At 66.2% G+C, this 24870-nt stretch carries 21 protein-coding genes; 14 read left to right on the forward strand and 7 right to left on the reverse strand.

What is annotated here, in order from left to right; genetic code table 11:
• Positions 1 to 102: 102 nt before the first annotated feature.
• Positions 103 to 1146 carry an AraC family transcriptional regulator gene (locus tag FXN65_RS11895; RefSeq protein WP_151133397.1) on the reverse strand — a complete coding sequence of 348 codons (1044 nt, stop codon included), beginning with the start codon at positions 1144 to 1146 and terminating at the stop codon, positions 103 to 105.
• Between the two features lie 255 nt (positions 1147 to 1401).
• On the opposite strand from FXN65_RS11895, the gene FXN65_RS11900 reads away from it, so the two are divergent.
• On the forward strand, positions 1402 to 2352 hold the full coding sequence (locus FXN65_RS11900; RefSeq protein WP_151133398.1) for a SphA family protein: 951 nt from the start codon (positions 1402 to 1404) through the stop codon (positions 2350 to 2352).
• Positions 2353 to 2548: 196 nt separating this feature from the next.
• Here FXN65_RS11900 and FXN65_RS11905 read toward each other — a convergent pair whose 3' ends face one another.
• Genes FXN65_RS11905 through FXN65_RS11915 form a run of 3 tightly spaced genes read right to left on the reverse strand, consistent with a single transcriptional unit; the run spans position 2549 to position 5640 of the window.
• On the reverse strand, positions 2549 to 3826 hold the full coding sequence (locus tag FXN65_RS11905) for a DSD1 family PLP-dependent enzyme (RefSeq protein WP_151133399.1): 1278 nt from the start codon (positions 3824 to 3826) through the stop codon (positions 2549 to 2551).
• Between the two features lie 15 nt (positions 3827 to 3841).
• Positions 3842 to 5236: a D-arabinono-1,4-lactone oxidase gene (locus tag FXN65_RS11910; protein WP_151133400.1), complete on the reverse strand. Its 1395-nt coding sequence runs from the start codon at positions 5234 to 5236 to the stop codon at positions 3842 to 3844.
• A gap of 14 nt (positions 5237 to 5250) precedes the next feature.
• Positions 5251 to 5640, reverse strand: a complete 390-nt coding sequence (locus FXN65_RS11915) for a c-type cytochrome (RefSeq protein WP_151133401.1) — start codon at positions 5638 to 5640, stop codon at positions 5251 to 5253.
• Positions 5641 to 6107: 467 nt separating this feature from the next.
• On the opposite strand from FXN65_RS11915, the gene lspA reads away from it, so the two are divergent.
• From lspA to tpx, 3 genes are all read left to right on the forward strand, one after another.
• Positions 6108 to 6590 carry a signal peptidase II gene (gene lspA, locus FXN65_RS11920; RefSeq protein WP_244620725.1) on the forward strand — a complete coding sequence of 161 codons (483 nt, stop codon included), beginning with the start codon at positions 6108 to 6110 and terminating at the stop codon, positions 6588 to 6590.
• Between the two features lie 23 nt (positions 6591 to 6613).
• Entirely contained in the window at positions 6614 to 6931 is a 318-nt protein-coding gene (locus FXN65_RS11925) for a DUF2388 domain-containing protein (protein ID WP_151133403.1), read from the forward strand.
• A gap of 159 nt (positions 6932 to 7090) precedes the next feature.
• Positions 7091 to 7588: a thiol peroxidase gene (tpx, locus tag FXN65_RS11930; protein ID WP_151133404.1), complete on the forward strand. Its 498-nt coding sequence runs from the start codon at positions 7091 to 7093 to the stop codon at positions 7586 to 7588.
• Positions 7589 to 7713: 125 nt separating this feature from the next.
• Here the strand turns inward: tpx and FXN65_RS11935 are convergent, their stop codons facing one another.
• Both FXN65_RS11935 and FXN65_RS11940 read right to left on the reverse strand, forming a co-directional pair.
• Positions 7714 to 9042 (reverse strand): TldD/PmbA family protein, encoded by a 1329-nt coding sequence (locus FXN65_RS11935; RefSeq protein ID WP_151133405.1) that lies wholly within the window; start codon positions 9040 to 9042, stop codon positions 7714 to 7716.
• Entirely contained in the window at positions 9042 to 10475 is a 1434-nt protein-coding gene (locus tag FXN65_RS11940) for a TldD/PmbA family protein (protein ID WP_151133406.1), read from the reverse strand. The genes FXN65_RS11935 and FXN65_RS11940 overlap by 1 nt, the downstream gene beginning before the upstream one ends.
• A gap of 168 nt (positions 10476 to 10643) precedes the next feature.
• Here FXN65_RS11940 and FXN65_RS11945 point away from each other — a divergent pair, with 168 nt between their 5' ends.
• From FXN65_RS11945 to FXN65_RS11960, 4 genes are read left to right on the forward strand one after another with little or no spacing between them, the layout of a single operon-like run.
• On the forward strand, positions 10644 to 11912 hold the full coding sequence (locus FXN65_RS11945) for an MdtA/MuxA family multidrug efflux RND transporter periplasmic adaptor subunit (protein ID WP_151133407.1): 1269 nt from the start codon (positions 10644 to 10646) through the stop codon (positions 11910 to 11912).
• Positions 11909 to 15001 carry an MdtB/MuxB family multidrug efflux RND transporter permease subunit gene (locus tag FXN65_RS11950; protein WP_151133408.1) on the forward strand — a complete coding sequence of 1031 codons (3093 nt, stop codon included), beginning with the start codon at positions 11909 to 11911 and terminating at the stop codon, positions 14999 to 15001. The genes FXN65_RS11945 and FXN65_RS11950 overlap by 4 nt, the downstream gene beginning before the upstream one ends.
• 59 nt (positions 15002 to 15060) lie before the next feature.
• Positions 15061 to 18168, forward strand: a complete 3108-nt coding sequence (locus FXN65_RS11955; protein WP_151133409.1) for a multidrug efflux RND transporter permease subunit — start codon at positions 15061 to 15063, stop codon at positions 18166 to 18168.
• Between the two features lie 38 nt (positions 18169 to 18206).
• Positions 18207 to 19664, forward strand: coding sequence for an efflux transporter outer membrane subunit (locus FXN65_RS11960; protein WP_151138762.1), 1458 nt, complete (start codon positions 18207 to 18209; stop codon positions 19662 to 19664).
• Positions 19665 to 19747: 83 nt separating this feature from the next.
• Here the strand turns inward: FXN65_RS11960 and FXN65_RS11965 are convergent, their stop codons facing one another.
• Positions 19748 to 20620 carry a LysR substrate-binding domain-containing protein gene (locus FXN65_RS11965; protein ID WP_151133410.1) on the reverse strand — a complete coding sequence of 291 codons (873 nt, stop codon included), beginning with the start codon at positions 20618 to 20620 and terminating at the stop codon, positions 19748 to 19750.
• Positions 20621 to 20724: 104 nt separating this feature from the next.
• On the opposite strand from FXN65_RS11965, the gene FXN65_RS11970 reads away from it, so the two are divergent.
• From FXN65_RS11970 to FXN65_RS11995, 6 genes are all read left to right on the forward strand, one after another.
• Positions 20725 to 21393, forward strand: a complete 669-nt coding sequence (locus FXN65_RS11970) for an ankyrin repeat domain-containing protein (RefSeq protein ID WP_151133411.1) — start codon at positions 20725 to 20727, stop codon at positions 21391 to 21393.
• Positions 21394 to 21409: 16 nt separating this feature from the next.
• Positions 21410 to 21871 carry a nucleoside deaminase gene (locus tag FXN65_RS11975; protein ID WP_151133412.1) on the forward strand — a complete coding sequence of 154 codons (462 nt, stop codon included), beginning with the start codon at positions 21410 to 21412 and terminating at the stop codon, positions 21869 to 21871.
• The gene (locus FXN65_RS11980) at positions 21858 to 23054 is read left to right on the forward strand and encodes a CynX/NimT family MFS transporter (RefSeq protein ID WP_151133413.1); all 1197 of its coding nucleotides are present in this window, start codon (positions 21858 to 21860) and stop codon (positions 23052 to 23054) included. Before FXN65_RS11975 ends, FXN65_RS11980 begins: the two co-directional genes overlap by 14 nt.
• A 231-nt stretch (positions 23055 to 23285) precedes the next feature.
• Positions 23286 to 24029, forward strand: coding sequence for an SDR family oxidoreductase (locus FXN65_RS11985; protein ID WP_151133414.1), 744 nt, complete (start codon positions 23286 to 23288; stop codon positions 24027 to 24029).
• Positions 24030 to 24125: 96 nt separating this feature from the next.
• Positions 24126 to 24452, forward strand: a complete 327-nt coding sequence (locus FXN65_RS11990) for a DUF190 domain-containing protein (RefSeq protein WP_151133415.1) — start codon at positions 24126 to 24128, stop codon at positions 24450 to 24452.
• A gap of 49 nt (positions 24453 to 24501) precedes the next feature.
• On the forward strand, positions 24502 to 24717 hold the full coding sequence (locus FXN65_RS11995) for a DUF3820 family protein (protein WP_151138764.1): 216 nt from the start codon (positions 24502 to 24504) through the stop codon (positions 24715 to 24717).
• The last annotated feature ends 153 nt before the right edge of the window (positions 24718 to 24870 follow it).

The following is a 24870-nucleotide window of genomic DNA, read 5'->3' on the forward strand; positions in this document are numbered from 1 at the left end:
TGTGACGATTCGAATGGTTGGGCTAGCAGGATGAAGTCGAGCCGGTAGGGTGCGCCGTGCGCACCGGCAGCTTCCTGAGACCGATTGAGCGAAGTCGCCGGGTCAGTTGGGCGAGGCCACAACTTCGTCGCGGCAGGCCGAGGGGCTTAGCCCGGTCCAGCGCTTGAAGGCCCGGCGGAAGCCGCGCACGTCGCTGTAGCCGAGTTCTTCGGCAATTCGTTCGATAGGCATTTCCGGGTTGTTCAGCAGGCTCATGGCGCGCGCCCGGCGTACCTGCTCCAGCAGGGCGTCGAAGGTCACGGCGTGCTCGGCCAGACGGCGGCGCAGGGTGCGGCTGCTCATGTTGAGGTCGCTCGCGACCTTCTCGATCTGGCTGCCATGGGGCAGGTCGCGAGCGATGGCGCGTTCCACCGTCTGCAGCAGGTCTATTTTCTGCTGCACCTGTGCGCTTTCCAGTTCCAGCAGGTGGAGCGCCTGGCGCAGGGCGACCGGCTGGTGGGTGGGCAGTTGCGTGTCCAGCCAATGGCTGGCGATCACCATGCGATTGTGCAGGCAGCCGAAATGCACGTTCGGCCCCAGCAGGCGTCGGTACTCGGCTTCATAGCTCGGCGCGGCGTGGGTGAACTCGAAACGCAGGGGCTGGAAGTCGGCGGAGATCAGCGCGCGGTTGTAGACCATGACGCTGGCGAAGAACTCCTCCACCGCGAACACCTGGACATCGGCGTAAGGCAGCCGGCATTCCACCTCCAGGAAACTCTCTTCGACGCCCTCCTGCAGGCTGGACACGGCCATGCCGCCGGATGTGTGCTGGAAGCGCACGCCGATCTCCAGGGCGTCGCGCAGGGTCCTGCACAGTGACAGCACATGGCCGAGCAGGCCGAGGGTTCCAACCACGTTACGGTTTCCGACCCAGAGGCCCAGACCACGGTCGGGCAGTGCCGCGAGCGTGCGCTGGATCATTGTCGCCGCCTGCCGATAGGAGATGCGTTGGGCAGGGTCCTGCAGGTCGTCCGGGGTGAAACCCAGGCCCCGGCACAGGCGCTCGCTGCTGACGCCTTTATCGCTCGCGACTTCTGCCAGGGTTTGCAGCAGGAAGGGCGAAACCAGGGCCAGTTCAAATTGGGAGTCGATGGTTTTCATGGGCATGGAGCTGTTCCCGATCCGGAACGCCTTGGGTTCTTGTTCTGGATTGCGGCGCGCGGCCTGGGCGCGGCGGCGGCAGCATCATATCGCGTTCGGGGTGGACCATGGTTGGGTGTAACAAAAGATTGCGGGCTGTCCCCGAAAGTCCCCCTGATTGTCCGGCAATGCCCTGCATCGTCTGGCCTGGAAGGCTTATTTCTATGCGGGGCCCGGGCCATGCCCGGGTGTTGTTCGCCAACAATAAGAATGAGCCCAGCCATGAACCCGATTCGTGTTCCCCGGCCGCCGTCGCTGGCAGCCGCCGTCACCATTGCGTCATTCCTCGTGCTACCGGCCCACGCCACCGAAAACGGCGTCGACAACATTGGTCCCGGGACCGATGGCTTCTTCACCCTGCCGCTGGACGTGAACAACCTGCCGGACCACATGTTCGCCTTCAACCTCTACTACAACCATTACGAGGCGAAGAAGCTGGACATCAGTTCCCTCGGTGGCAAGGTGCCGGACGTGAAGATCAGGTCCGACGCGATCATCCCGCGCCTGGATTACCTGAGCCCGCTGAGGATCTTCGGCGGCCGTGTGGGTGGCTACGTCGCGCAACCCTACATGCGCCAGCAGGTCTCGCTGTTCGGCCTGGATAGCCGTCGCGAGAGCCAGGGCGACACCACGGTCGCACCGATCATCCTCTGGGACATGGGCAGGGACCTGACCCTGGGGGCCGCGCTGGAGATCACCGTGCCCACCGGCGACTACGATGCGGCGCGCCCGGCCAATACCAGCAATAACTTCTACACCTGCAAGCCACTGTTTTCCGCGACCTGGCTGCCCACCGAGCTCACCGAGCTGTCGGTCAAGGCTACCTACAGCTTCAACGAGGAAAACCACGACACCGACTACCGCTCGGGCCAACTGTTCCACTTCGACTATTCCACCAGCTACAGGGTGACCGACAACCTCCGGTTGGGGCTGAACGGCTACTACCTGAAGCAGACCACCGACGACGAGCAGTTCGGCAGGGCCGTGACCTTCATGGGCGAGGATGTCGACGACGGTGTGCGCGGCCAGGTGTTCGCCATCGGACCGGCCGTGCATCTGACCTTCCTCAAGTACGCCAGTTTCGAGATGCGCTGTGCCAAGGAATTCGCGGTGGAAAATCGTCCCGAAGGCGAGATGTTCTGGGCCAAGCTGAACCTGCCGTTCACCCTCTGATCCTTCCCCGGAAAGAGTAAAGCCTCAGGTCGGTGACCTGAGGTTTCCGGTCGAGCGCCGGAAGCCTGGCATCACCAGGCTTCGGCTTTTCGTAGGGTGGGTAGAGCGGAGCGAAACCCGCCATTGGGCAATGGCAGGAGTGTTCCGCCATGGACCTGGGTGGTGGGCGGAAGCCCACCCTGCAAGGCGCTGGCGGTCAGCTGTACACCGGCCAGGTCTCGACGATCCGGCCATCGCGTACCGCCAGCAGGTCGCCGAACTGCAGCAGCACCGATTCGGACTGGGCCGGCCGCAGGAATACCTGGTCGTCCACGCCCAGGCCGACGGCGCTGGAGCCGTTGACCATCTCCTGGTTGGAGCTGCGGCCATAGAGGCCGTTGAACTGCAGGCCGCTGGGGGACTCGAGCTCGGCCATCCAGTTGCCGCCGTAAATGAAGTAGGTTTCGCGCTGGTTGGGGTCCCACCAGGAGAACAGTGCCGACTTGCCGTCCAGCGCCGGAATCTTCACGGTCCCGGTGCTCTTCAGCACCGGGCTGGCGATGTAGGCCGCGGGCTGGTGTTCTGCTAGGGAAGGCAGGTCGTAGTGGGTCGGCTTGAGCAGCGCCGAGCCCACCGAAACCTCGCTGCTGGTGCGCTCGTGCTCGTGCATGCGGTAGCTCGGGCTTCCGGCGGTGTTCAGGGTCAGGCCCGGACGCCAGAGCGCGGCGTGTCGTGTGCGGGTGTAGTCGACGAAGCCGTCGTAGAGGGCCATGACCCTGGCGAACAACTCATCCGGCGAACCGAGTATGCCGGGCACGCCCATACCGACGAAGGGGTCGTAGCCCATGAAACCGGAGAACTCCAGATGCTGCGGGTTGGCACCGATCAGGGTGAGCATCCGCCCCAGGGTCGCATGGTCCTGCACCCCGCCACGGTGCAGCCCGACATCCAGCTCGATGTTGATCCGCAGCCGCCTGTTCAGGGCCTGGGCCAGCCCCAGATACTGCTGCAGGCGCTCGGGGGTATCGAGCAGCCACTGCAACTGGGCGGCCGGGTCGAAGGGGCCGCGGTGGTTCTCGTAGAACAGCAGCGCCGAGCGGACCGGCAACGGCTTGCCGAGTAGCAGGTCGGCGTCGGGAAAGCGCTCGGCATCGTGATTGAGGAAAGGCTGGTGGAACGACATCAGCCGGCGGGTGCCGGCGCGGCGGGCGATGTAGTCGAGCAGTCGCGGGGAAGGCAGGGACTTCTCCACCAGGCGCAGTGCCTTGCCGGCGCGGCGTACCGACTGCACCACCACATCGATGTTGTGATCCAGGCGGTCCAGGTCGATCAGCATGACCGGCCTCATCGGCCCGAGGGCCTTGAGCTCGCGATTCAGCCTGGCGAAGTACTCGCTGTACGGGGCGCCTTTGTCGGCTGGCCGCAGCCAGGCGCCAACCCCGGCGAGCAGCACGCCCGCACCGGCCGTACCGACGATGAAGTTGCGGCGATTCATGGGTTCTCCTTGTTGTCAGGCCACGCCCAGGATCGATGACAGATGGGCATTGAGGAACTTGCCGTGGGGGTCCAGCTCCCGGCGCACTTCGGTGAATTCCCTCCAGCGCGGATAGAGCGGTTGCAGGGTCCGGGCGTTCAGGGTGTGCAACTTGCCCCAGTGCGGCCGGCCGGCGTACTTCCAGAAGATCGGCTCGATGGCGGCGAAGAAATTGTGGTGATCCATGCTGTAGTGCTGGTGCACGGAGATCGAGCAGCTGTCGCGTCCTTCGAACATGCTCAGGGGGATGTCATCGGCCTTCACGTAGCGGTATTCGATTGGAAACCAGGTGCGCAGGTCCCTGTCGCGGATCAGCTTGAGAATCTCGCGCAGGCAGGCCGGGCCGTACTCGGCAGGGACCGAGTACTCCATCTCGTTGAAACGCACGTTGCGCACGTTGGCGTAGATCTCGTGGGACTCGCCGACCCGGTCCTCGAAGCTGGCGATATGACGCAGGCTGTTGAGCAGCGCCCGGCGCGCGGACGGGAAGTCGCTGCCGTACTTGTCGAGGCTTTCGATCAGGCTGACGAACTCGTTGCCACCCTCCTGTGCGGGGTCCCGTGGTGGAGTGGCCGGGTCGCTGGTCTCGTTCAGGGCGACGGACAGCGCATAGTCGGAGTGGGTGATCACCAGCATTTCCCAGTGCTGGTTCTCGCGGGTGTTCTTCTCCACGTCCTCCAGCAGTTCCTCGGTGCCGGCGATCCACTGCCGCTCGCGCAGGCGATAGGACGCGCGGTTCTGCAGCCGCACCCGAGTCGCCACGCCCAGCGCGCCGAGGGACACTCGCGCGGCGTTGAAGACTTCGGGGTTGCGCTGGGCGTCGCAATCCAGCACTTCGCCGCTGGCGGTCACCAGTTGCAGGCCCGTGACCAGGGAAGAATAGGAACCGAAGCCGACGCCGGTGCCATGGGTCGAGGTGGAAATCGCCCCGGCCAGGGTCTGGTAGTCGATATCGGCCATGTTGGGCAGTGCCTGGCCGATCTCCTTCAGCGCCGCGCCCATCAGTGACATCGGTGTGCCGGCGGCGAATTCCGCCTGCAAAGTGCTGGCGTCGTGCCCGAGCAGGCCATTGAAGTAGCTGAGCGAGAGCAGGGTCCCGTCGGTGGGCACCAGGGCACTGAAGGAATGGGCCGAGCCCACCGGGCGGACCTTGCCGTCAGCCTGGCGGATGACCTGGACCAGTTCGTCCAGGCTCTTCGGTGCCACTCGCGCCTGCGGCAGGCAGCTCTGCCCGCCGGACCAGTTGCGCCAGGGAATCAGGCGGGGGGCGCGAACCAGCTGCGCCATTGCCGGGGAGCTGGACAGTGCCGTGAAGGCAGCAGCGACGCCGGCCCGCTGCAGCAGCTGACGTCTGGTGAGGTGTATAGCCATGGGGAACCTTGTGCTTATTGGACGGGCTTACCGGACATGAAGGAAATCAGTGCCAGGAACTCTTCTTCCGAGCACTGCATGCACAAGCCCATCGGCGGCATGCCCTTGTAGCCGTTGATGCTGTGATCCAGCAGGCTGTCCGCCCCCTGGGCGACGCGTGGGCTCCAGGCAGCGACATCACCGGTCTGCGGTGCGCCGGAGGCCGGGTTGGCGTGGCACATCTTGCAGCTGTTGTCGTAGACCTGCGCCAGTTCCTTGTTGGCGGGAGTCAGCGCAGTAGTGGTGGCGCGTGGCGTGGCGGACTCGGGGGCTTCACCACAGCCGGCGAGCAGTCCGGCCAGGGCCAGCAAGGCAGCTGTGCGGCAGGGTCGCCTGGTCAGCGGCCTCGTTCTGGGTGTCTGCATGGCGTTCCTCTCTTGTGCCGTGCCCGCCAGGCGGACACGGGTTCTTGTTGTGACAGGCAGAACGGAACACTAAGGCAGGCGCTGCCCGCGCCTGAGGGTATTGGCGGCCAACAAGGGGGGCTTATGAGGCCAGCGCGGCCAACTGTGATGGGAGATTCCGTCGATGAAGGGCACCAGGTTCACCCGCGTCTATCAGGACCCTGGTTTCGACATTCCGTGTCTGTCCCGATTGGACTGTTCGAGGGTGGGCCGCCGGCTGTCCCTTTTGCCGGAACCGATGTGCTGAAACGGGCGGGCAGCGAGAAGGCAGCGCTATGCGCATGCGACGGGCGCAGCAGCGCTTGAAGTGCTTGTGTATAGTGCCGGTCCCGCCGATCTGTGCCGTTGCCGGCGGGCCGGCACATTGAGTTCATGGAAAAAACCTGCTGGAGCAGGACGAGAAGGGAGATGTCGAGTTGGATTCCAGGGTGTGGTCGAAGTCGGGTTTTCTGCTGGTTTCCCTGATCGTGATCGTCGTCGATCAGCTGACGAAGTACATGGCAGATGCCTCATTGGAGTTCGGGCGCGCGGTAGCCGTCCTTCCTTTCTTCGATCTCCAGCTCTCCTACAACACCGGTGCCGCCTTTGGAATGCTGGGTGATGCGGGCGGCTGGCAGCGCATTCTGTTCGCCGCCATCGCACTGGTAGTCATCGCGGCACTCCTGGTGTGGATCATCCGGCAGTCCAATGACCGATTTATCCATGTTCTCGGCCTGGCCCTGGTACTTGGCGGCGCCGCCGGCAACCTGATCGATCGAGTCGTCTTCGGCCACGTGATCGATTTCGTTCTGCTCCATTGGCAGGGGCGGGGCTTTCCCAATTTCAACTTTGCCGATGTCGCGATCAACGTCGGCGCCCTGATGGTGCTGCTGGGGTCCCTGGGGAGCAGGGAAGCGCCCGCTCAAGGGTGATGTTCTGCTCCGGAAGCGATGCCATGGACCGACTACGCGCACTGATGATCGCCACACTCCTGGCGGCCTGCGGCCCGGCACGGGCCATGGACGGGCAGGGCAACTCCGTCGATCACTTCACCGTCGCCACCAGCCTCGGCACCGCGGCGGTCAGCGAATCCACCAGCCATCCCGTGCAGCCCTACACGGCCGCCCGTGACGACGCCCTGGCCTACGTCGCGTCCGCCGGGGGCATCCACGGTGCTCAGCTGGAGCAGGCGCTGCGTCACTACCGGCACATGCATCCGCAGTCGACGCTGAGCGACATGCAGCTGGCCCTGGCCATCGCCAGCCAGGGTTGATCGGGGGCATCGAATCGCCGCGTTCATCCGTGGAATCGAATGAGCTAGCATCCAGAAGGACTTTTCGGCGCTGGCTGACTCGAAAGTCAGGACAATCTTTCTGGCTCGTGGTTAACTCAGCGTTTTCCTACAACACCACCTCAAACAAGGACTATTGCAATGGCTCAAGTAACCCTGAAGGGCAACCCGATCAACGTCGATGGCCAGCTGCCGCAGAAGGGCCAGCAGGCTCCGGCATTCAGCCTGGTCGGCGGCGACCTGGCCGACGTGACCCTGGCCAGCCTGAGCGGCAAGCGCAAGGTACTGAACATCTTCCCGAGCATCGACACCCCGACCTGCGCCACTTCCGTGCGCAAATTCAACGTCGAAGCCAGCAAACTGCCGAACACCGTGGTGCTGTGCATCTCCGCCGACCTGCCGTTCGCCCAGAAGCGCTTCTGCGGCGCTGAAGGCCTGGAGAACGTGGTGAACCTGTCCACCATGCGCGGCGCCAACTTCCTCAAGGACTACGGCGTAGCCATCGCCAGCGGCCCGCTGACCGGCGTCGCCGCCCGTGCCGTCGTGGTGCTGGACGAGAACGACAAGGTCCTGCACAGCGAGCTGGTGGGCGAGATCGCCGACGAGCCGAACTACGCGGCTGCCATCGCCGTCCTGTAACGGATGCGGAAATGAAGAAGGGAGGCTTGAGGCCTCCCTTTTTTGTGCGCGCTGCGGGATCGAGGCTGACCTGTGGGAGCGAATTCATTCGCGATTGAAATCGCTCCCACAGATGGAAGGGACACCTACAACGTCAGCTTCAGGTTTCCCAGCAATGCTCCCGGGAGCAGCGCCGACCAGGTCTGGCGTTCGCCATAGGTGCTGCTGGACAGGCGCAGCTGGCGTTCCTGGGTCAGGGCTTCCAGCTGGTCGCCGAGCAGGCTGAACAGGCTGTCGTCGAAGCGCATGGTGTCCACCGGCGCCTGGATCTGGCCGTCTTCCACCCAGAAGGTGGCGAAGCGGGTCATGCCGGTCATGCGCGCGGCGGGCAGGTCGGACCAGTTCAGGTACCAGAGGTTGCCGATATAGAGGCCGTGGTCCAGTTGTTCCAGAACCTTGTCCACGGGCAGGGTACCGGGGCCCATCACCAGCGACTGGGTGGCTTCATTGGCGTCCGCGCAGTTGGCTTCCAGCCCGTACTCACGGGCGCTGCGGGGATAGACCAGTTGCCCGGCCAGCTTGCCGTCGCGCACCAGGGCCACGTCGCAGCGCGGTGCACCCTCGGGGCCGAAGGCCGGGGCGAGTGCGCCGGCCACCTGTTCGTCCAGGTTCAGCAGCGGACTGAAAGAAGCGCTGCCGTCCTGCAGGCGCTGCAGGGGGCTTTCCTTGTTGGCCAGGGCGCGGGCGGAGAAGCCGGTCCAGGACAGCATGCCCAGCACTTCGTCCAGGGCTGCCGGGGCCAGGTAGGCGCGGTAGTCGCCGGGTTGCAGGTGGCGCACCGGTTTGCCCAGGTGCTCCAGTTGCTGGCGGGCATTGGAGAAGCGGCTGGCGAAGTCGGCAGCGTCCCAGCGTGCGCCGGCGTAGTCGGCCTTCACCGCCTGGTGGTTGGCGTGGAACAGGCTCCAGTCGAAGTTGAAACAGTGGGCGGCATGCCAGCCAAGGGCGCCGAAGCTGTTGGCGAAGCCCCGGTAAAGCGGTCCGGCGGCGTAGATGCCCACCAGGTCGAGGCCGTTGGCGGCCTTGTCGATCTCGGCCAGCACGCTGGTGCAGTCGGGGAGGTTGGCGTCGTCCACCGCACGGCGGTGCCAGGCCGAGCGCTCCACTTGCAGGTACGGGTCCGGCGGCAGTTGGCAGATCACCAGGCGCAGCTGCACCAGGCCTTCGGCCAGGTGCTGGCGGTCGCTGTCCAGGTCGCCGGAGAGGGTGATCGCAATTTCCGCGCTGCGGTCGTTGCGGATCAGGCGCAAGCGGCCGGTGGCCTGGATCACATGGCCTGCCTGGCGCACCTGGGCGCGGTTGAACCGGACGAACTCGGACTCCTCGGCGCTGTACCAGAGACTGAAGTCCTCGCCTGCCTGCAGGCTGGCGCGCAGGCTCTCGGCCAGGGCGGTGAAGCGGGATTCTGCGTCGGCCATCACTGGGCTCCTCCAAAGACTTCCACCTGTCTGAAGACGCATGCGGGCGAGGCGTGGCCCACGCGCACCACCTGGTTGGGCTCGCCCTTGCCGCAGTAGGGCGTGCCGTGCACCTCGACGGTACTGGCATCGCCCACGGCAGCAAGACTACGCCAGAAATGGGCGGATACGCCTCGATAGTTGGGGTTCTTCACTACAGCCCCGAGCTCGCCATTTTCAATGACCCGGCCCCATTCGCAACCGAACTGGAACTTGTTGCGAGAGTCGTCGATGGACCAGGACCGGTTGGTGCTCATCAGCACGCCGTGCTCGATGCCGCCAATGAGCTGGGCCAGGCTCTGGTCGCCCGGTTCCAGGTTGAGGTTGGCCATGCGGTCGATGGGCGCGCGGTTCCAGCTGCTTGCGCGACTGTTGGCCACGCCGGGCAGACCGCTGCGCTGCTGGGACAGTGCGCCACCCAAGGGCCGCAGAAGCAGGCCGTCGCTGATGAGCATTTCCTTGCGCGCCGGCTGGCCGTCGTCATCAAAGCTGTAGCTGGCCAGCTCTTCCGGTACGCCGGGGTCAAAGCTGATGTTCAGCAGCTTCGATCCGTACTGGTAGCGGCCAAAATCCTCCAGGCCGATGAAGCTGGTGCCGGCGTAGTTGCGTTCGTCGCCGAGGATGCGGTCCAGCTCCAGCGGGTGGCCAATGGATTCGTGGATCTGCAGCATCATCTGGTCCGGCATCAGCAGCAGGTCGGTGGTGCCGCTGGGCGCATTGGGCGCCATCAGCAATTGCAGGGCCTCGTCCGCCACCCTGGCCGCGGCCCCGGCAAAGCCCAGGCGCTGCAGGACTTCCATGCCGCCCTGCTGGCCGCTGCCGTAGCCGCCGAAGGTGCGGGTCTGGCTGTCGCTGCCGTCGAAGGCGGTGACGCTGATGCCCGGGTACGTGAAGCGCAAGTCCTGCCATTGCTCGGCGCTGGCGCTGTTGAGGTAGAGCTGCTCATGGCGCTGGGCGTCCAGATAGAGGTTCCAGTTGACCAGGCGCGGGTCGCCGGGAATGCGTGCCGACTCCTCGGCGAGCAACTCGAAGCGCTCGGCAAGACTGGGGTAGGGCTGGTCCAGCCCCGGCGAACGGTATTGGGCGCTGAAAGGCGGCGGGTCCAGCCGGCTCTGGTCGATCAGGGCGTAGCGGGCGATCTGCCGGGCCAGCGTCTCGGCCTGGTCCAGCGCCCGCTGCAGGCCAGCCTGGCTGAGGTCGGCGGTGGCCGCGTAGGCCTCCACGCCGGCCAGGCGTACGCTGAGCATTGCGCCCATGTCCTGGCTGAGGGACGGCGGCTCGGCGACGCCCCGGCGCAGCAGGGCCTGCTCGCTGGTCTGGCGGACGACGCGCAGGGAATGGAACTCGGCGCGGGTGGCAAGGGCGGCGAAACGCTGCCTGAAACTTTCGAACACGGAGCTCTCCCTGGTCCGGTGAAATCAGTTGTGCCCTCAAAGCAGGGCGATTGCAGGTCATAAAGGATAGTTCGCTGCGTCAGGCCTAGGTAAATAGCCGGTAAATTGACTTTGCCTTCTGCTTTCAACTGCTTATCGTTCACGCTCTCGCCTATCTCGACCTGAATCATGTCTCCGATCCCTGAGAAATCCCCGAACTCCCGTTCCTTCCGTAACTGGCTGGCCATCGCCGTCGCCTTGCTGGCGCTCGTGCTGCTGATCTGGTGGTTCTGGCCGGAAACCGCCGCCAAGCCCAATCACCAGGGAGGCCGGGGCGGGCCGGGACGCCCCGGCTTCGGCGCGTTCTCGGGGCCGGTGCCGGTGCGCGTCGCCACCATCACCCAGGGCGATTTCCCGGTCTATCTCAAGGCCCTGGGCACCGTCACCGCACTGAACACGGTGAACGTGCGCGGCCGCGTCGATGGGGAACTGGTCAAGTTGCTGTTCGAGGAGGGCCAGCAGGTCAAGGCCGGCGACTTGCTGGCGGTGATCGACCCGCGTCCTTACCAGGTCGCCCTGCAGCAGGCCGAAGGCACCCTTGCACAGAACCGCGCGCAGCTGAAGAACGCCGAGATCGACCTGGCCCGTTACAAGGGCCTGTATGCCGAGGACAGCATCGCCAAGCAGACCCTGGACACCCAGGAAGCGCTGGTGGCGCAATATCGCGGCACCATCAAGACCGACGAGGCGGCCGTTGCCTCAGCCAGGCTCAACCTTGGTTTCACCCAGGTGCGCGCACCCATCTCCGGCCGCCTCGGCCTGCGCCAGGTGGACCTGGGCAACCTGGTCAGCAGCGGCGACACCACGCCGCTGGTGGTGATCACCCAGACCCGGCCCATCAGCGTTGCCTTCACCCTGCCCGAAGGCCAGCTGCCTGAGGTTGTCAGCCGCTTCCGCGCCGGCCAGCCCCTGGCGGTCGAGGCCTGGGACCGCAACGACAAACGCCTGCAGGCCGAAGGCGTGCTGCAGAGCCTGGACAACCAGATCGACACCACCACCGGCACCCTGAAGCTCAAGGCGCGTTTCGCCAACGATGACGAAACCCTCTTCCCCAACCAGTTCGTGAACATCCGCCTGCGCGCCGAGATGCTGCCGCAAGCCGTGCTGATCCCGTCCGCCGCCGTGCAGTTCGGCAGCCAGGGCACCTTCGCCTACGTGATGGACGGTGAGAAGAAGGTCAAGGTGCGCAAGCTGGAAACCGGCCCGGACGACGGCGAGCGCACCGTGGTCAAGAGCGGCCTGCAGCCGGGCGAGCGTGTGGTGCTGGAAGGCACTGACCGTCTGCGCGACGGCAGCGAAGTGGAAGTGGTGCACGACGCCGACGAAATCCCCAGCCAGCCAACCGAACAGCTGCAAGGCGCCAAGCCTGAAGGCCAGGACGCGAAAGGCGGCGTATGAACCTCTCTCGCCTGTTCATCCTGCGACCGGTCGCCACCACGCTGAGCATGCTGGCGATCCTCCTCGCCGGCCTGATCGCCTACCGCCTGCTGCCGGTTTCCGCGCTGCCGGAGGTGGATTACCCGACCATCCGCGTCCTCACCCTTTATCCGGGGGCCAGCCCGGACGTGATGACCAGCGCCGTCACCGCGCCGCTGGAGCGCCAGTTCGGGCAGATGCCGGGGCTGACCCAGATGTCCTCCACCAGCTCCGGCGGGGCTTCGGTCATCACCCTGCGCTTCAGTCTCGAAGTGGAACTGGACGTGGCCGAGCAGGAGGTGCAGGCGGCCATCAACGCGGCCACCAACCTGCTGCCCAACGACCTGCCGGCGCCGCCGGTCTACAACAAGGTCAACCCGGCCGATACCCCGGTACTGACACTCGCCATCAGCTCGAAGACCATGCCGCTGCCCAAGCTGCATAGCCTGGTGGACACCCGCATGGCGCAGAAACTGGCGCAGATCAGCGGCGTGGGCATGGTCAGCATCGCCGGCGGCCAGCGCCAGGCGGTGCGCATACGCGTCAACCCCGAAGCCCTGGCGGCCAACGGCCTGAACCTGTCGGACGTGCGCAGCCTGGTCAGCGCCTCCAACGTCAACCAGCCCAAGGGCAACTTCGACGGCCCCACCCGCGTGTCCATGCTGGACGCCAACGACCAGCTCAAGTCCGCCGAGGAATACGCCAACCTCATCGTCGCCTACAACAATGGCGCCGCCCTGCGCCTGAAGGACGTGGCGGAGATCGTCGACGGTGCCGAGAACGAACGCCTCGCCGCCTGGGCCAACCAGAACGAGGCGGTGCTGCTGAACATCCAGCGCCAGCCGGGGGCCAACGTGATCGAGGTGGTGGATCGCATCCAGGCGCTGCTGCCGTCGATCACCGCCAACCTGCCGGCGGGTATCGATGTCCTGGTGCTCACCGACCGCACCCAGACCATCCGCGCCGCCATCACCGACGTGCGGCACGAGCTGTTCCTCGCCATCGCCCTGGTGGTGATGGTGACCTTCCTGTTCCTGCGCCGGATGAGCGCCACCATCATCCCCTCCATCGCCGTGCCGCTGTCCCTGGTCGGCACCTTCGCGGTGATGTACCTGGCCGGCTTCTCCATCAACAACCTGACGCTGATGGCCCTGACCATCGCCACCGGTTTCGTGGTGGACGACGCCATCGTCATGCTGGAGAACATCGCCCGCCACCTGGAGGAGGGCGAAACGCCGCTCAACGCCGCGCTCAAGGGCGCGAAGCAGATCGGCTTCACCCTGATTTCCCTGACCTTCTCGCTGATCGCGGTACTGATCCCGCTGCTGTTCATGGCAGACGTGGTGGGCCGGTTGTTCCGCGAGTTCGCCATCACCCTGGCGGTGGCCATCCTGATCTCGCTGGTGGTGTCCCTGACCCTGACGCCGATGATGTGCGCGCGCCTGCTCAAGCGGGAGAAAAAAGAAGAGGAGGGTGGCTTCTACAAGGCCAGCGGCGATTTCATCGACGGCATGATCGAACGCTACGGCCGCGGCCTGCAGTGGGTACTGCGGCACCAGGGCCTGACCCTGCTGGTGGCCGTCGGCACCCTGGTGCTCACCGTGGTGCTTTACCTGGCCGTGCCCAAGGGCTTCTTCCCGGTGCAGGACACCGGCGTCATCCAGGGCATCACCGAGGCGCCGCAGTCGGTGTCCTTCCGTTCGATGAGCGAACGCCAGCAGAAGGTCGCCGCGCTGATCCTCAAGGACCCGGCGGTGGCCAGCCTGACCTCCTACATCGGTGTGGACGGTGACAACGTCACCCTCAACAGCGGCCGCATGCTGATCAACCTCAAGCCCCACGGCGAGCGTGACGTAACCGCCAGCGAGGTGATCGCGCGCCTGCAGCCCGAGCTGGACAGACAAAGCGACATCCGCCTTTACCTGCAGCCGGTGCAGGATCTGACCATCGAGGACCGGGTCAGCCGCACGCAGTTCCAGTTCAGCCTGGAATCCCCGGACGCCGATCTGCTCGACGAGTGGACGGGCAAGCTGGTGGACGCGCTGCGTCAGCAGCCTGAACTGTCGGACGTGGCCAGCGACCTTCAGGACAAGGGCCTGCAGGTGTACCTGAACATCGACCGCGACATGGCCGGGCGCCTGGGCGTGGAGATCTCCGCCATCACCGATGCGCTCTACGACGCCTTCGGCCAGCGGCAGATATCCACCATCTTCACCCAGGCCAGCCAGTACCGCGTGGTACTGGAGTCCGCCGCCGGCCAGGCGATCGGTCCGCAGGCACTGCAGCAGATCCACGTCGCCAACCGTGACGGCGGGCAGGTACCGCTGTCGGCACTGGCGCGTGTCGAGGAACGCCAGACCCAGCTGGCCATCAACCATATCGGCCAGTTCCCGGCGGTAACCCTCTCTTTCAACCTGTCTCCGGGGGTTGCCCTGGGCGAGGCGGTGGCGGTGATCGAGCGGGTGCAACAGGACATCGGCATGCCCGAAGGCATCCAGACCCGCTTCCAGGGCGCGGCGGCGGCCTTCCAGGCGTCGCTGTCCAGCACCCTGCTGCTGATCCTGGCGGCGGTGGTGACCATGTACATCGTGCTGGGCGTGCTCTACGAGAGCTACATCCATCCGGTGACCATCCTCTCCACGCTGCCCTCGGCGGGCGTCGGCGCCTTGCTGGCATTGCTGCTGACCGGCAACGACCTGGGCCTGATCGCCATCATCGGCATCATCCTGCTGATCGGCATCGTGAAAAAGAACGCCATCATGATGATCGACTTCGCCCTGGAGGCGGAGCGGCACCAGGGCATGTCCCCCGAAGCGGCCATCTACCAGGCGGCGCTGCTGCGCTTCCGGCCGATCCTGATGACCACCCTGGCGGCCCTGTTCGGCGCCGTACCGCTGATGCTCGCCACCGGCTCCGGCGCGGAACTGCGCCAACCCCTCGGCCTGGTGATGGTCGGCGGCCTGCTGCTGTCCCAGGTGCTGACCCTGTTCACCACCCCGGTGATCTATCTGGCCTTCGACCGCCTGGCCCGCCGCTTCACCGGCCGCAGCGCGGCAGGGGTGGCCGTATGAGCCGCTTCTGCTCCCTCTCCCGCGTGCGGGAGAGGGTTGGGGTGAGGGTATAGACAGTCATGAATCTTTCCGCCCCCTTCATCCACCGCCCGGTCGCCACCATGCTGCTGAGCCTGGCGATCCTGCTGCTGGGCAGCGTCAGCTTCGGCCTGTTGCCGGTGTCGCCGCTGCCGCAGATGGATTTCCCGGTGATCACCGTGCAGGCCAGCCTGCCCGGCGCCAGCCCGGAGATCATGGCGTCCAGCGTCACCACGCCGCTGGAGCGTTCGCTGGGCACCATCGCGGGCATCAACCAGATGACCAGCCGTACCAGCCAGGGCTCGACACGGATCATCGTGCAGTTCGACCTGGACCGTGACATCAACGGCGCCGCCCGCGACGTGCAGGCGGCCATCAACGCCTCGCGCAACCTGTTGCCCAGCGGCATGCGCAGCATGCCCACCTACAAGAAGGTCAACCCGTCCCAGGCGCCGATCATGGTGCTGTCGCTGACCTCCGACGTTAAGGAAAAGGGCGAGCTCTACGACCTGGCCTCCACCATCCTCGCCCAGAGCCTGTCGCAGGTTAAGGGCGTGGGCGAGGTGCAGATCGGCGGCAGCTCCCTGCCGGCGGTGCGGGTGGAACTGGAACCGCAATTGCTGACCCAGTACGGCATCGCCCTGGATGACGTGCGCAGCACCATTGCCGCCGCCAACCAGCGCCGGCCCAAGGGCGCGGTGGAAGACGCCGATCGCCACTGGCAGGTGGGCGCCAACGACCAGCTGGAGAAGGCCGCCGACTACGCGCCGCTGATCATCCGCTACCAGGACGGCGCCGCCCTGCGCCTGGGAGACGTGGCCAAGGTCCGCGATGCGGTGGAAGACCGCTACAACAGTGGCTTCTTCAACGACGACTCGGCGGTGCTGCTGGTGATCAACCGCCAGGCCGGCGCCAACATCATCGAGACCATCGAAAGCATCAAGCAGCAGCTCCCCGCGCTGCAGGCGGTGCTGCCGGCCAGCGTCAAGCTGGACCTGGCCATGGACCGCTCGCCGGTGATCCGCGCCACCCTGCACGAAGCCGAGCGCACCCTGCTGATCGCCGTGGCACTGGTGATTCTGGTCGTCTACCTGTTCCTCGGTAACCTGCGCGCCTCGCTGATCCCGGCGCTGGCGGTGCCGGTGTCCCTGGTGGGCACCTTCGCCGTGATGTACCTGATGGGCTTCTCGCTCAACGTGCTGTCGCTGATGGCGCTGATCCTCGCCGCCGGCCTGGTGGTGGACGACGCCATCGTGGTGCTGGAGAACATCTCGCGGCATATCAACGACGGCATGGCGCCGTTCAAGGCCGCGCTGCAGGGCACCCGCGAAGTGGGCTTCACCCTGCTGTCGATGAACCTCTCGCTGGTGGCGGTGTTCGTTTCCATCCTGTTCATGGGCGGCATCATCGACCGGCTGTTCCGCGAGTTCTCGTTGACCCTGGCGGTGGCCATCCTGGTCTCGCTGCTGGTGTCCCTGACCCTGACGCCGATGCTCTGCGCGCGCTGGCTGAAACCCCACGTGCCCGACAAGGACAGCCGCCTGCAACGCTGGAGCGAGGCCCTGCATACGCGCATGGTGGACCTCTACGACCGGACCCTGGGCGTCGCCCTGCGCCATCCGCGCCTGACCCTGGCCAGCCTGCTGCTCACCATCGGCTGCAACATCGCTCTCTACGTGCTGGTGCCCAAGACCTTCCTGCCGCAGCAGGACACCGGCCAACTGATCGGCTTCATCCGCGGCGACGATGGCCTGTCCTTCACCGTGATGCAGCCGAAAATGGAAATCTTCCGCCGCGCCGTCCTCAAGGACCCGGCGGTGGAAAGCGTGGCCGGCTTCATCGGCGGCAGTGGCGGCATCAACAACGCCTTCATGATCGTGCGCCTGAAACCCATCGCCGAGCGCAAGGTGTCGGCGCAGAAAGTGATCGAACGCCTGCGCGCCGAACTGCCCAAGGTGCCCGGCGGCCGGTTGATGCTGATGGCCGACCAGGACCTGCAGTTCGGCGGTGGGCGCGAACAGCGCAGCTCGCAGTACGAGTACGTGCTGCAGAGCGGCGAGCTGTCCGACCTGCGCACCTGGGCGCCGAAAGTCACCGCCGCGCTCAAGGCATTGCCGGAGCTCACGGCCATCGACGCCAACGAAGGGGAGGGTGCCCAGCAGGTCACCCTGAAGGTGGATCGCGACACCGCCAAGCGCCTGGGCATCGACATGTCCATGGTCACCACCGCCCTGAACAATGCCTACAGCCAGCGGCAGATCTCCACCATCTACGACACCCTGAACCAGTACCAGGTGGTGATGGAGGTCAACCCGAAGTACGCCCAGGACCCGGAAACCCTCAAGCAGGTCCAGCTGGTCACTGCCGATGGCCAGCGCGTGCCGCTGTCCAGTTTCGCCCGTTACGAGCGCAGCCTGGAGGAAGACCGGGTCAACCACGAAGGCCAGTTCGCCTCGGAGAGCATTGCCTTCGATCTGGCGCCCGGCGTCAGCCTGGACAAGGCCACCGTGGCCATCGAGAAGGCGGTGGCCGCCATCGGCCTGCCCAGCTCGGTGATCGCCCGCATGGGCGGCAGCGCCGACGCCTTCCAGAGCACCCAGCAGAACCAGCCGTGGATGATCCTCGCCGCACTGGTGCTGGTGTACCTGGTGCTCGGCATCCTCTACGAGAGCTACATCCACCCGCTGACCATCCTCTCTACACTGCCGTCGGCGGGTGTCGGCGCGCTGCTGGCGATCCTGCTCACCGGGGGCGAGTTCAGCCTCATCTCGTTGCTGGGCCTGTTCCTGCTCATCGGCGTGGTGAAGAAGAACGCCATCATGATGATCGACCTCGCCCTGCAGCTGGAGCGCAACGACGGCCTGTCCCCGGACGAATCCATCCGCCAGGCCTGCCTGCTGCGCCTGCGGCCGATCCTGATGACCACCATCGCCGCCATCCTCGGCGCCGTGCCGCTGCTGATCGGCGGGGCCGAAGGCGCGGAAATGCGCCAGCCGCTGGGCGTGGCCATCATCGGCGGCCTGGTGCTGAGCCAGTTGCTGACCCTCTACACCACCCCCGTGGTCTACCTCTATCTCGACCGTCTGCGCCATCGCTTCAACCGCTGGCGTGGCGTGCGCACTGACGCCGCTCTGGAAACACCCCTATGAACACCGCTGCCACTTCCCTGAAACCCCTGCGTCGCGCCATGGCCCTTGCCCTTGCCGGCCTGCTGCTGGGCGGCTGCGCCATCGGCCCGGACTACAAGCGTCCGGAGCAGAGCGTGCCCGCACAGTTCAAGCATGCCGAAGGCTGGACCCCGGCCAGCCCGGCGGACCTGGAGCACCGCGGCCGCTGGTGGGAGCTGTACGGCGACGCTACCCTCAACGACCTGCAACTGCGCCTGGAACAGTCCAACCAGACCCTGGCCCAGTCGGTCGCCCAGTACCGCCAGGCCCAGGCCCTGGCCCGAGGCGCACGTGCCTCGTTCTTCCCCTCGGTGACCGCCAACGCCGGCAAGACCCGCTCGGGGCAGGGCGGTGGCGACAGCACCGTGCGCCTGTCCGATGGCTCCACGGTCACCAGCTCCGGCGGTGGTGGCGTGTCCAAGAGCTACGACGCCAGCCTTGGCGTGAACTGGGAAATCGACCTGTGGGGCAAGCTGCGTCGGCAACTGGAGTCCGACACCGCCAGTATGCAGGCCAGCGCCGCCGACCTTGCCGCCGCGCGCCTCAGCCTGCAATCGGAGCTGGCGCAGAACTACCTGCAACTGCGCGTGCTGGACGCCCAGAAGCGCCTGCTGGAAGCGACCATCGCCGGCTATCAGCGTGCCCTGACCCTGACCCGGAACCAGTACAGGGCCGGGATCGTCACCCGCGCCGACGTGGCCCAGGCCACCACCCAGCTCAAGAGCACCGAGGCCCAGGCCATCGATCTCAAGTACCAGCGCGCGCAATTGGAGAACGCCATCGCCGTGCTGGTCGGCGTGCCGCCGGCGGAGTTCAGCCTGGCCGAGGTGGACAGCGTTCCGGCACTGCCGAGCGTGCCGGCCCTGCTGCCGTCGCAACTGCTGGAGCGTCGCCCGGATGTGGCCTCGGCCGAACGCGACGTGATGTCCGCCAACGCCCGGATAGGCGTGGCCAAGTCGGCCTACTTTCCCAGCCTCAACCTCAGCGCCGCCGGCGGCTATCGCAGCGGCAGCCTGCACGACTGGATCACCACGCCGAACCGTTTCTGGTCCATCGGGCCGGAATTCGCCATGACCCTGTTCGATGGTGGTCTGATCCGCTCCCAGGTAGCCCAGGCCGAAGCCAGCTACGACCAGACCGTCGCCGCCTACCGCCAGACCGTGCTGGACAGCTTCCGCGAAACCGAGGACTACATGGTCCAGCTCGACGTCCTGGAAGAGGAGAGCGCGGTACAACAGGAAGCCCTGGACGCGGCCCGCGAAGCCCTGCGCCTGGTCACCAACCAGTACAAGGCCGGCACGGTGGACTACAACAGCGTGGTCACCAACCAGGCCACCGCGCTGAGCAATGAACGCACCGTCCTGACCCTGATGGGCAGCCGCCTGACCACCAGCGTCCAGCTCATCGCGGCGCTGGGTGGCGGTTGGGATCAGGGGCAGCTGGAGAAGGTGGATTCGGATTCCGCTGAGTCGCCCTGATTGCTTTTCTGTGGGGGCGAATTCATTCGCGAAGGACAGCGCAGCTGTCCTAATGAAACTTCCAGGGCGAGCCTGCGGCCCGCTTAGCGAATGAATTCGCCCCCACAAGAGTCATCCGCTCCGCAGAGCGCTTTCAACCTTCCCACCAACTCCTCCTCCGCACGCCCCAATCCCTTGCGCCCGTAGAGTGCCAGCCGCAATCCCTGTATCTCCGGCAGGTCCTCTTCCTTGCCGAGCAGCCGATGCTCCGGCCCCAGCACGCGCAACGGCAGCAGGCTGACGCCCAGACCCGCCGCCACCGCCGCGCGCACGCTGGCCAGGCTGGCGCTGGAGTAGGCGATGCGCCAGCGCCGGCCCTGCACATCGAGACCGTGGAGCATCTCGTTGCGATACAACCCGCCACTGGGGAACACCACCAGGGGCAGCGGCTCGCGGCCGTAGGCCGGGCGGGAGGTGCTGTCCACCCAGCCAAGGGGTTCCGGCCAGGAGGCCAGGCTGTCGCCGCCGTCGCCCATGCGCTTGACCAGCAGCAGGTCGAACTCGCCGCCCTGGTACAGGCGCAGCAGTTCCGGGCTGAGGCCGCTGGTCACCTCCAGGCGCACGCCGGGCCAGGCGGCGGAGAATTCCGCGAGTACCGGCATCAGGCGTTCGGCGGCGAAGTCCTCGGGCACTCCCAGGCGCAGCACACCGCTGCCGGGCTGGTGGCGCAGCACCTCGGCGGCTTCGTCCTGCAGGGCGAGGATGCGCCGGGCGTAGCCGAGCAACTGTTCGCCTTCGGCGGTTGCCACCACCTGGCGCTGGCTGCGATCCAGCAGGCGGCAGCCGAGGCTTTCTTCCAGCCGGCGCAATTGCTGGCTGACGGTGGACTGGGTGAGGTGCAGGCGTTCGGCGGCGCGGGTGAAGTTCCCGCAGTCGGCGACGGCGACGAAGCTGCGCAGGAGGAGGGGATCGAACATGGATGTATTCCATATGCCACTGATAGGCATGGTTATATTTAATTTCAGAATACCTGACCAGCCGGACATAATTTCGCGCATTCGACCAAGTGCGGAGGCGAACCATGAAAGCCGGACTCATCCAGTGCCTGTTCCTGGCCAGCGGCCTGCTGTTGGCGACACAGGCCAGGGCCGATGACAGCGCCGCCCAACGCCTGCTGCAGGCTGCCGGAGCGGGTGACCTGGGCAGCGTCGACGGCCTGCTGCAACAGGGCGTGCCGGTGGATGTGCGCGACGGCCAGGGCAACACGCCCCTGCTGCTCGCCACCGCCGCCAACCGGGTGGACGTGGCCCGCCGGCTGATCGAGGCCGGCGCTGACGTCAACCTGCAGAACCGCATGCAGGACAGCGCCTACCTGCTGGCGGGCGCCAGTGGACACCAGCAGATCCTCGAACTGACCCTGGCCCACGGCGCCGATCTGCGCAGCACCAACCGTTTCGGCGGCACCGCGCTGATTCCCGCCTGCGAGCGTGGCCATGTGGACACCGTGCGCACCCTCATCGCTGCCGGTGTCGACCTCGACCACGTCAACAAGCTCGGTTGGACCTGCCTGCTGGAGGCCGTGCTGCTGGGCGACGGCGGACCGGCCCACCAGCGCATCGTCGAACTGCTGATCGCCGCCGATGCCGACCTCGACCTGCCCGACAACGAAGGCGTCACCCCCTTGCAACATGCCGAACAGCGCGGCCAGCAGGCCATCGCCGCCAGGCTGCGCGCCGCTGGCGCCCGCTGATTGATGGAGTTTCCCCATGTCCGATGATCGCAACTACCTGGAACAGGCCGTGGAGCTGGCACGGCAGAACGTGGAGCAGGGCGGTCGCCCGTTCGGCGCGCTGCTGGTGCGTGAAGGCCAGGTGCTGGCCCGCGCGGTGAATGAAATCCACCTGACCCAGGACCCCACCTGCCACGCCGAACTCCAGGCCATCCGCGCCGCCAGCCGGCAACTGGGCCCACGCCTGGATGGCTGCGTGATCTACGCCAGCGGCCAGCCGTGTCCCATGTGTCTGGCGGCCATGCATATGTGCGGCGTGAGCCGCGTGGTGTTCGCTGCGGCCAATGCGGTGGGCGAGCCTTTCGGCCTGTCCACTGCGGCCGTGTACCAGCAGATGGCGCTGCCTCTGGAAGCACAGAAGCTGGACATCCAGCACCTGCCGCAACCGGCCATGAGCGAAGTCTATGCGCGCTGGCAGGCCCTGCATGCCGCGCGCTGACCGTCTCGATAACCTCGCCGCCTGGGCGCTGCTGGTGGTCGTGGGGCTGAACCTGCGGCCCATCCTCGCCTCGGTCAGCCCACTCCTGGCGGACATCCGCAGCGCCACCGGAATGGGCTTCCAGACCGCCGCGCTGCTGACCACGCTGCCGGTCATCTGCATGGGCCTGGTGGCGCTGCTGAGCAACCGCCTGGGTGGTCTGGGAGAACGGCGTGGCATCGGTCTCGGACTCGGGCTGATCGCCGGCGCCTGCCTGGCGCGGCTGCTGTGTGGCCAGGCCGGCCCGCTGCTGGCGACCGCCTTGCTGGGTGGCGCCGGTGTGGCGCTGATCCAGGCACTGCTGCCCGCGGTGATCAAGCGCCGTTTCGAGGGCCGGGTGGCGTTGGCCATGGGCGTGTATTCCGCCTCCCTGATGGGCGGTGGTGGCATGGCAGCGCTGACTAGCCCGTTGTTGGCCCATCACTTCGAGCACTGGCAGGCGGGGCTTGGGCTCTGGCTGGTGCCGGCGTTGCTGGCCCTGGTGCTTTGGCTGTCGCGCCCCTTGCCGAGCCCTGCGCCTGTATCCGGCGGCCGGTCCGTGAGCTTCATGGGCAATCGCCGCGCCTGGCTGCTCGCCCTGTATTTCGGCCTGGTCAACTGCGGCTACATGAGCATGGTGGCCTGGCTGCCGGCCTACTATCAGCAACTGGGCTGGAGCCCGACCCGCAGCGGCTCGCTGCTGGCCTTCATGACCATCTTCCAGGTGATCGCGGCCCTGGGCATGCCCGCCCTGGCGCAACGCGGCACGGACCGCCGACCGCTGCTGTCGGTGAGCCTGATCGCCCAGGCGGTGGGCTTCGCCGGGCTGATCTGGGCGCCCCTGGAACTGTTCGCCCTGTGGATCGCCCTGATCGGCTACGGCCTGGGCGCGTGCTTCGCCCTCAGCCTGATTCTCACCCTCGATCATCGCCGCGATCCGCGTGAGGCGGGCCAGCTGGCCGCCTTCGTGCAGGGCGTGGGCTTCCTGATCAATGCCGTGTCGCCCTGGCTCAGCGGTTGGCTGCGGGAGGTCACCGGCAGCTTCACTGCCGCCTGGCTGGTGCTGGTGGTCGGCGTGCTGCTGATGCTGGGGGTGACCCGGCTGTTCAGCCCGGCCAGCTATCGCCCGGCAATGGCCAAGGAGCCGGTGGCCGAACTGGGATAGGAGTCCCAACCTGATCCACCCAGCAGGGCTGTTGCGCAGTCCGGTAGGGGGCGCCATGCGCACCGGCGGTCAGACGTGGTGCCGAAGTCGATCCCGGAATCGGTGCGCACAGCGCACCCTACGGCCGCCGGATAGCCGGTCCCGCACAGTGCGCCATCTGCGGCTATACCACTGAAAAGGCCCCCGCAAGCGGCACCAGCCGTGGCTTCGAGGGCCATTTGGGAGAGCCGCATGCCAGAAACTGCCAGAACCGCAATCGTCACCGGAGCCTCCCGGGGTATCGGCGCCGCCATTGCGCGCCGTCTCGCAGCCGACGGTATCCAGGTGGTCGTCAATTACGCCACGCGGCCGGAAGCCGCCGAGCGGGTGGTGGACGAAATCAGGCGGGCGGGTGGCAGGGCGTATCCGGTGCTGGCCGATGTCAGCGACCCGGTCGCGGTCGCGGTGTTGTTCGACCAGACGGAATTGGAGTTCGGCGCCATCGACATCCTGGTGAACAACGCCGGGGTGATCCAGCCTGGCCTGGTGCCGCTGGCCGATACCGAAGTGGCGCTCTACGACCGGATGTTCGCCATCAACACGCGCGGAACCTTCAACACCCTCAAGATGGCTGCCTCGCGCCTGCGCAACGGCGGGCGCATCGTCAACCTGTCCAGCAGCGTGGTGGGGATGGGGCTGCCGGGCTATGCCGTCTACGCGGCGTCCAAGGCGGCGGTGGAAACCATGAGCACGATCTTCGCCCGCGAATTGCGTGGCCGCTGCATCTCGGTCAACTGCGTGGCGCCGGGCCCCACGGCCACCAACCTGTTCCTCGACGGCAAACCCCCGGAGCTGGTAGAACGCCTGACCAAGCAGGCTCCGCTGGAGCGACTGGGCAACCCGGAGGACATCGCCAACCTGGTGGCTTTCCTGGTGGGCCCGGAGGGCGCCTGGGTGAATGGCCAGACATTGCGCGTCAATGGCGGCATCATCTGAGAGCCTGCCCATGATCGGCTGCGCATCGGAACAGCAGCGTTGCGAATGGCTTCGGGCTGGTTCATTTGCAGCTCGCGCGAACCACGAGGAGGTTGCATGAACGGCTATCAACTCACCCTCTACACCCAGCAGAACCGCCGCCACGAGGGCAAGATGCTCGCCGACTGGATCGTCGGCCTGGCCATGGATATGGGTCTGCGCGGTGCCACCCTGGTTTCCGGTATCGAAGGGTTCGGGCATACCAAGCACTTCCATTCCCATCACTTCTTCGAGATGGCCGACCAGCCGATGCTGATCCTCATGGCCCTCAGCGAGGCGGAGTGCGACGCCCTGCTCAAGCGCCTGGAAGAGGAGGGCTTGACCTTGTTCTACGTGAAGGTGCCGGCGGAGTTCGGCCTGCTGGGCGCGCCGGTGGATGCCTGAACCTTGGCTCTGCGACAATCTTCGCTTCCACTACCTGCAAGGCCGCCCGATGAACCCCGAAGACCTGCTGCTCCTGGTCACCCGCGAGATGCCCTACGGCAAGTACAAGGGCCGCCTGATCGCCGACCTGCCCGGCCACTACCTCAACTGGTTCGCTCGCGAAGGCTTCCCCAAGGGCGAGATCGGACGGCTGCTGATGCTCATGCAGGAGATCGACCACAACGGGTTGAAGCCGTTGCTGGAGCCATTGCGCAAGAGGCGTTGAAGCAGCCCACGGCCTTTACCCTCTCCCTTCATGGAGAGCGGACGGGGGAGAGGGAGATGGCCCGCTCAGCGCTAACCCGCCAATTCCGTCCGATAATCGCCCATCCCGCCGTACCCCATTCCCTCATCAGCCGCTCTAGCTCAGGGCAGGCGT

The organism is Pseudomonas lalkuanensis (assembly GCF_008807375.1).
GTDB classification, from domain to species: domain Bacteria; phylum Pseudomonadota; class Gammaproteobacteria; order Pseudomonadales; family Pseudomonadaceae; genus Metapseudomonas; species Metapseudomonas lalkuanensis.

Excerpts from the sequence above, each read along its gene's own strand:
- FXN65_RS11895 (WP_151133397.1), bottom strand. The coding sequence starts at position 1,146 with ATGCCCATGAAAACCATCGACTCCCAATTTGAACTGGCCCTGGTTTCG.
- FXN65_RS11900 (WP_151133398.1), top strand. The coding sequence starts at position 1,402 with ATGAACCCGATTCGTGTTCCCCGGCCGCCGTCGCTGGCAGCCGCCGTC.
- FXN65_RS11905 (WP_151133399.1), bottom strand. The coding sequence starts at position 3,826 with ATGAATCGCCGCAACTTCATCGTCGGTACGGCCGGTGCGGGCGTGCTG.
- FXN65_RS11910 (WP_151133400.1), bottom strand. The coding sequence starts at position 5,236 with ATGGCTATACACCTCACCAGACGTCAGCTGCTGCAGCGGGCCGGCGTC.
- FXN65_RS11915 (WP_151133401.1), bottom strand. The coding sequence starts at position 5,640 with ATGCAGACACCCAGAACGAGGCCGCTGACCAGGCGACCCTGCCGCACA.
- FXN65_RS11925 (WP_151133403.1), top strand. The coding sequence starts at position 6,614 with ATGGACCGACTACGCGCACTGATGATCGCCACACTCCTGGCGGCCTGC.
- tpx (WP_151133404.1), top strand. The coding sequence starts at position 7,091 with ATGGCTCAAGTAACCCTGAAGGGCAACCCGATCAACGTCGATGGCCAG.
- FXN65_RS11935 (WP_151133405.1), bottom strand. The coding sequence starts at position 9,042 with ATGGCCGACGCAGAATCCCGCTTCACCGCCCTGGCCGAGAGCCTGCGC.
- FXN65_RS11945 (WP_151133407.1), top strand. The coding sequence starts at position 10,644 with ATGTCTCCGATCCCTGAGAAATCCCCGAACTCCCGTTCCTTCCGTAAC.
- FXN65_RS11950 (WP_151133408.1), top strand. The coding sequence starts at position 11,909 with ATGAACCTCTCTCGCCTGTTCATCCTGCGACCGGTCGCCACCACGCTG.
- FXN65_RS11955 (WP_151133409.1), top strand. The coding sequence starts at position 15,061 with ATGAATCTTTCCGCCCCCTTCATCCACCGCCCGGTCGCCACCATGCTG.
- FXN65_RS11960 (WP_151138762.1), top strand. The coding sequence starts at position 18,207 with ATGGCCCTTGCCCTTGCCGGCCTGCTGCTGGGCGGCTGCGCCATCGGC.
- FXN65_RS11965 (WP_151133410.1), bottom strand. The coding sequence starts at position 20,620 with ATGTTCGATCCCCTCCTCCTGCGCAGCTTCGTCGCCGTCGCCGACTGC.
- FXN65_RS11970 (WP_151133411.1), top strand. The coding sequence starts at position 20,725 with ATGAAAGCCGGACTCATCCAGTGCCTGTTCCTGGCCAGCGGCCTGCTG.
- FXN65_RS11975 (WP_151133412.1), top strand. The coding sequence starts at position 21,410 with ATGTCCGATGATCGCAACTACCTGGAACAGGCCGTGGAGCTGGCACGG.
- FXN65_RS11980 (WP_151133413.1), top strand. The coding sequence starts at position 21,858 with ATGCCGCGCGCTGACCGTCTCGATAACCTCGCCGCCTGGGCGCTGCTG.
- FXN65_RS11985 (WP_151133414.1), top strand. The coding sequence starts at position 23,286 with ATGCCAGAAACTGCCAGAACCGCAATCGTCACCGGAGCCTCCCGGGGT.
- FXN65_RS11990 (WP_151133415.1), top strand. The coding sequence starts at position 24,126 with ATGAACGGCTATCAACTCACCCTCTACACCCAGCAGAACCGCCGCCAC.
- FXN65_RS11995 (WP_151138764.1), top strand. The coding sequence starts at position 24,502 with ATGAACCCCGAAGACCTGCTGCTCCTGGTCACCCGCGAGATGCCCTAC.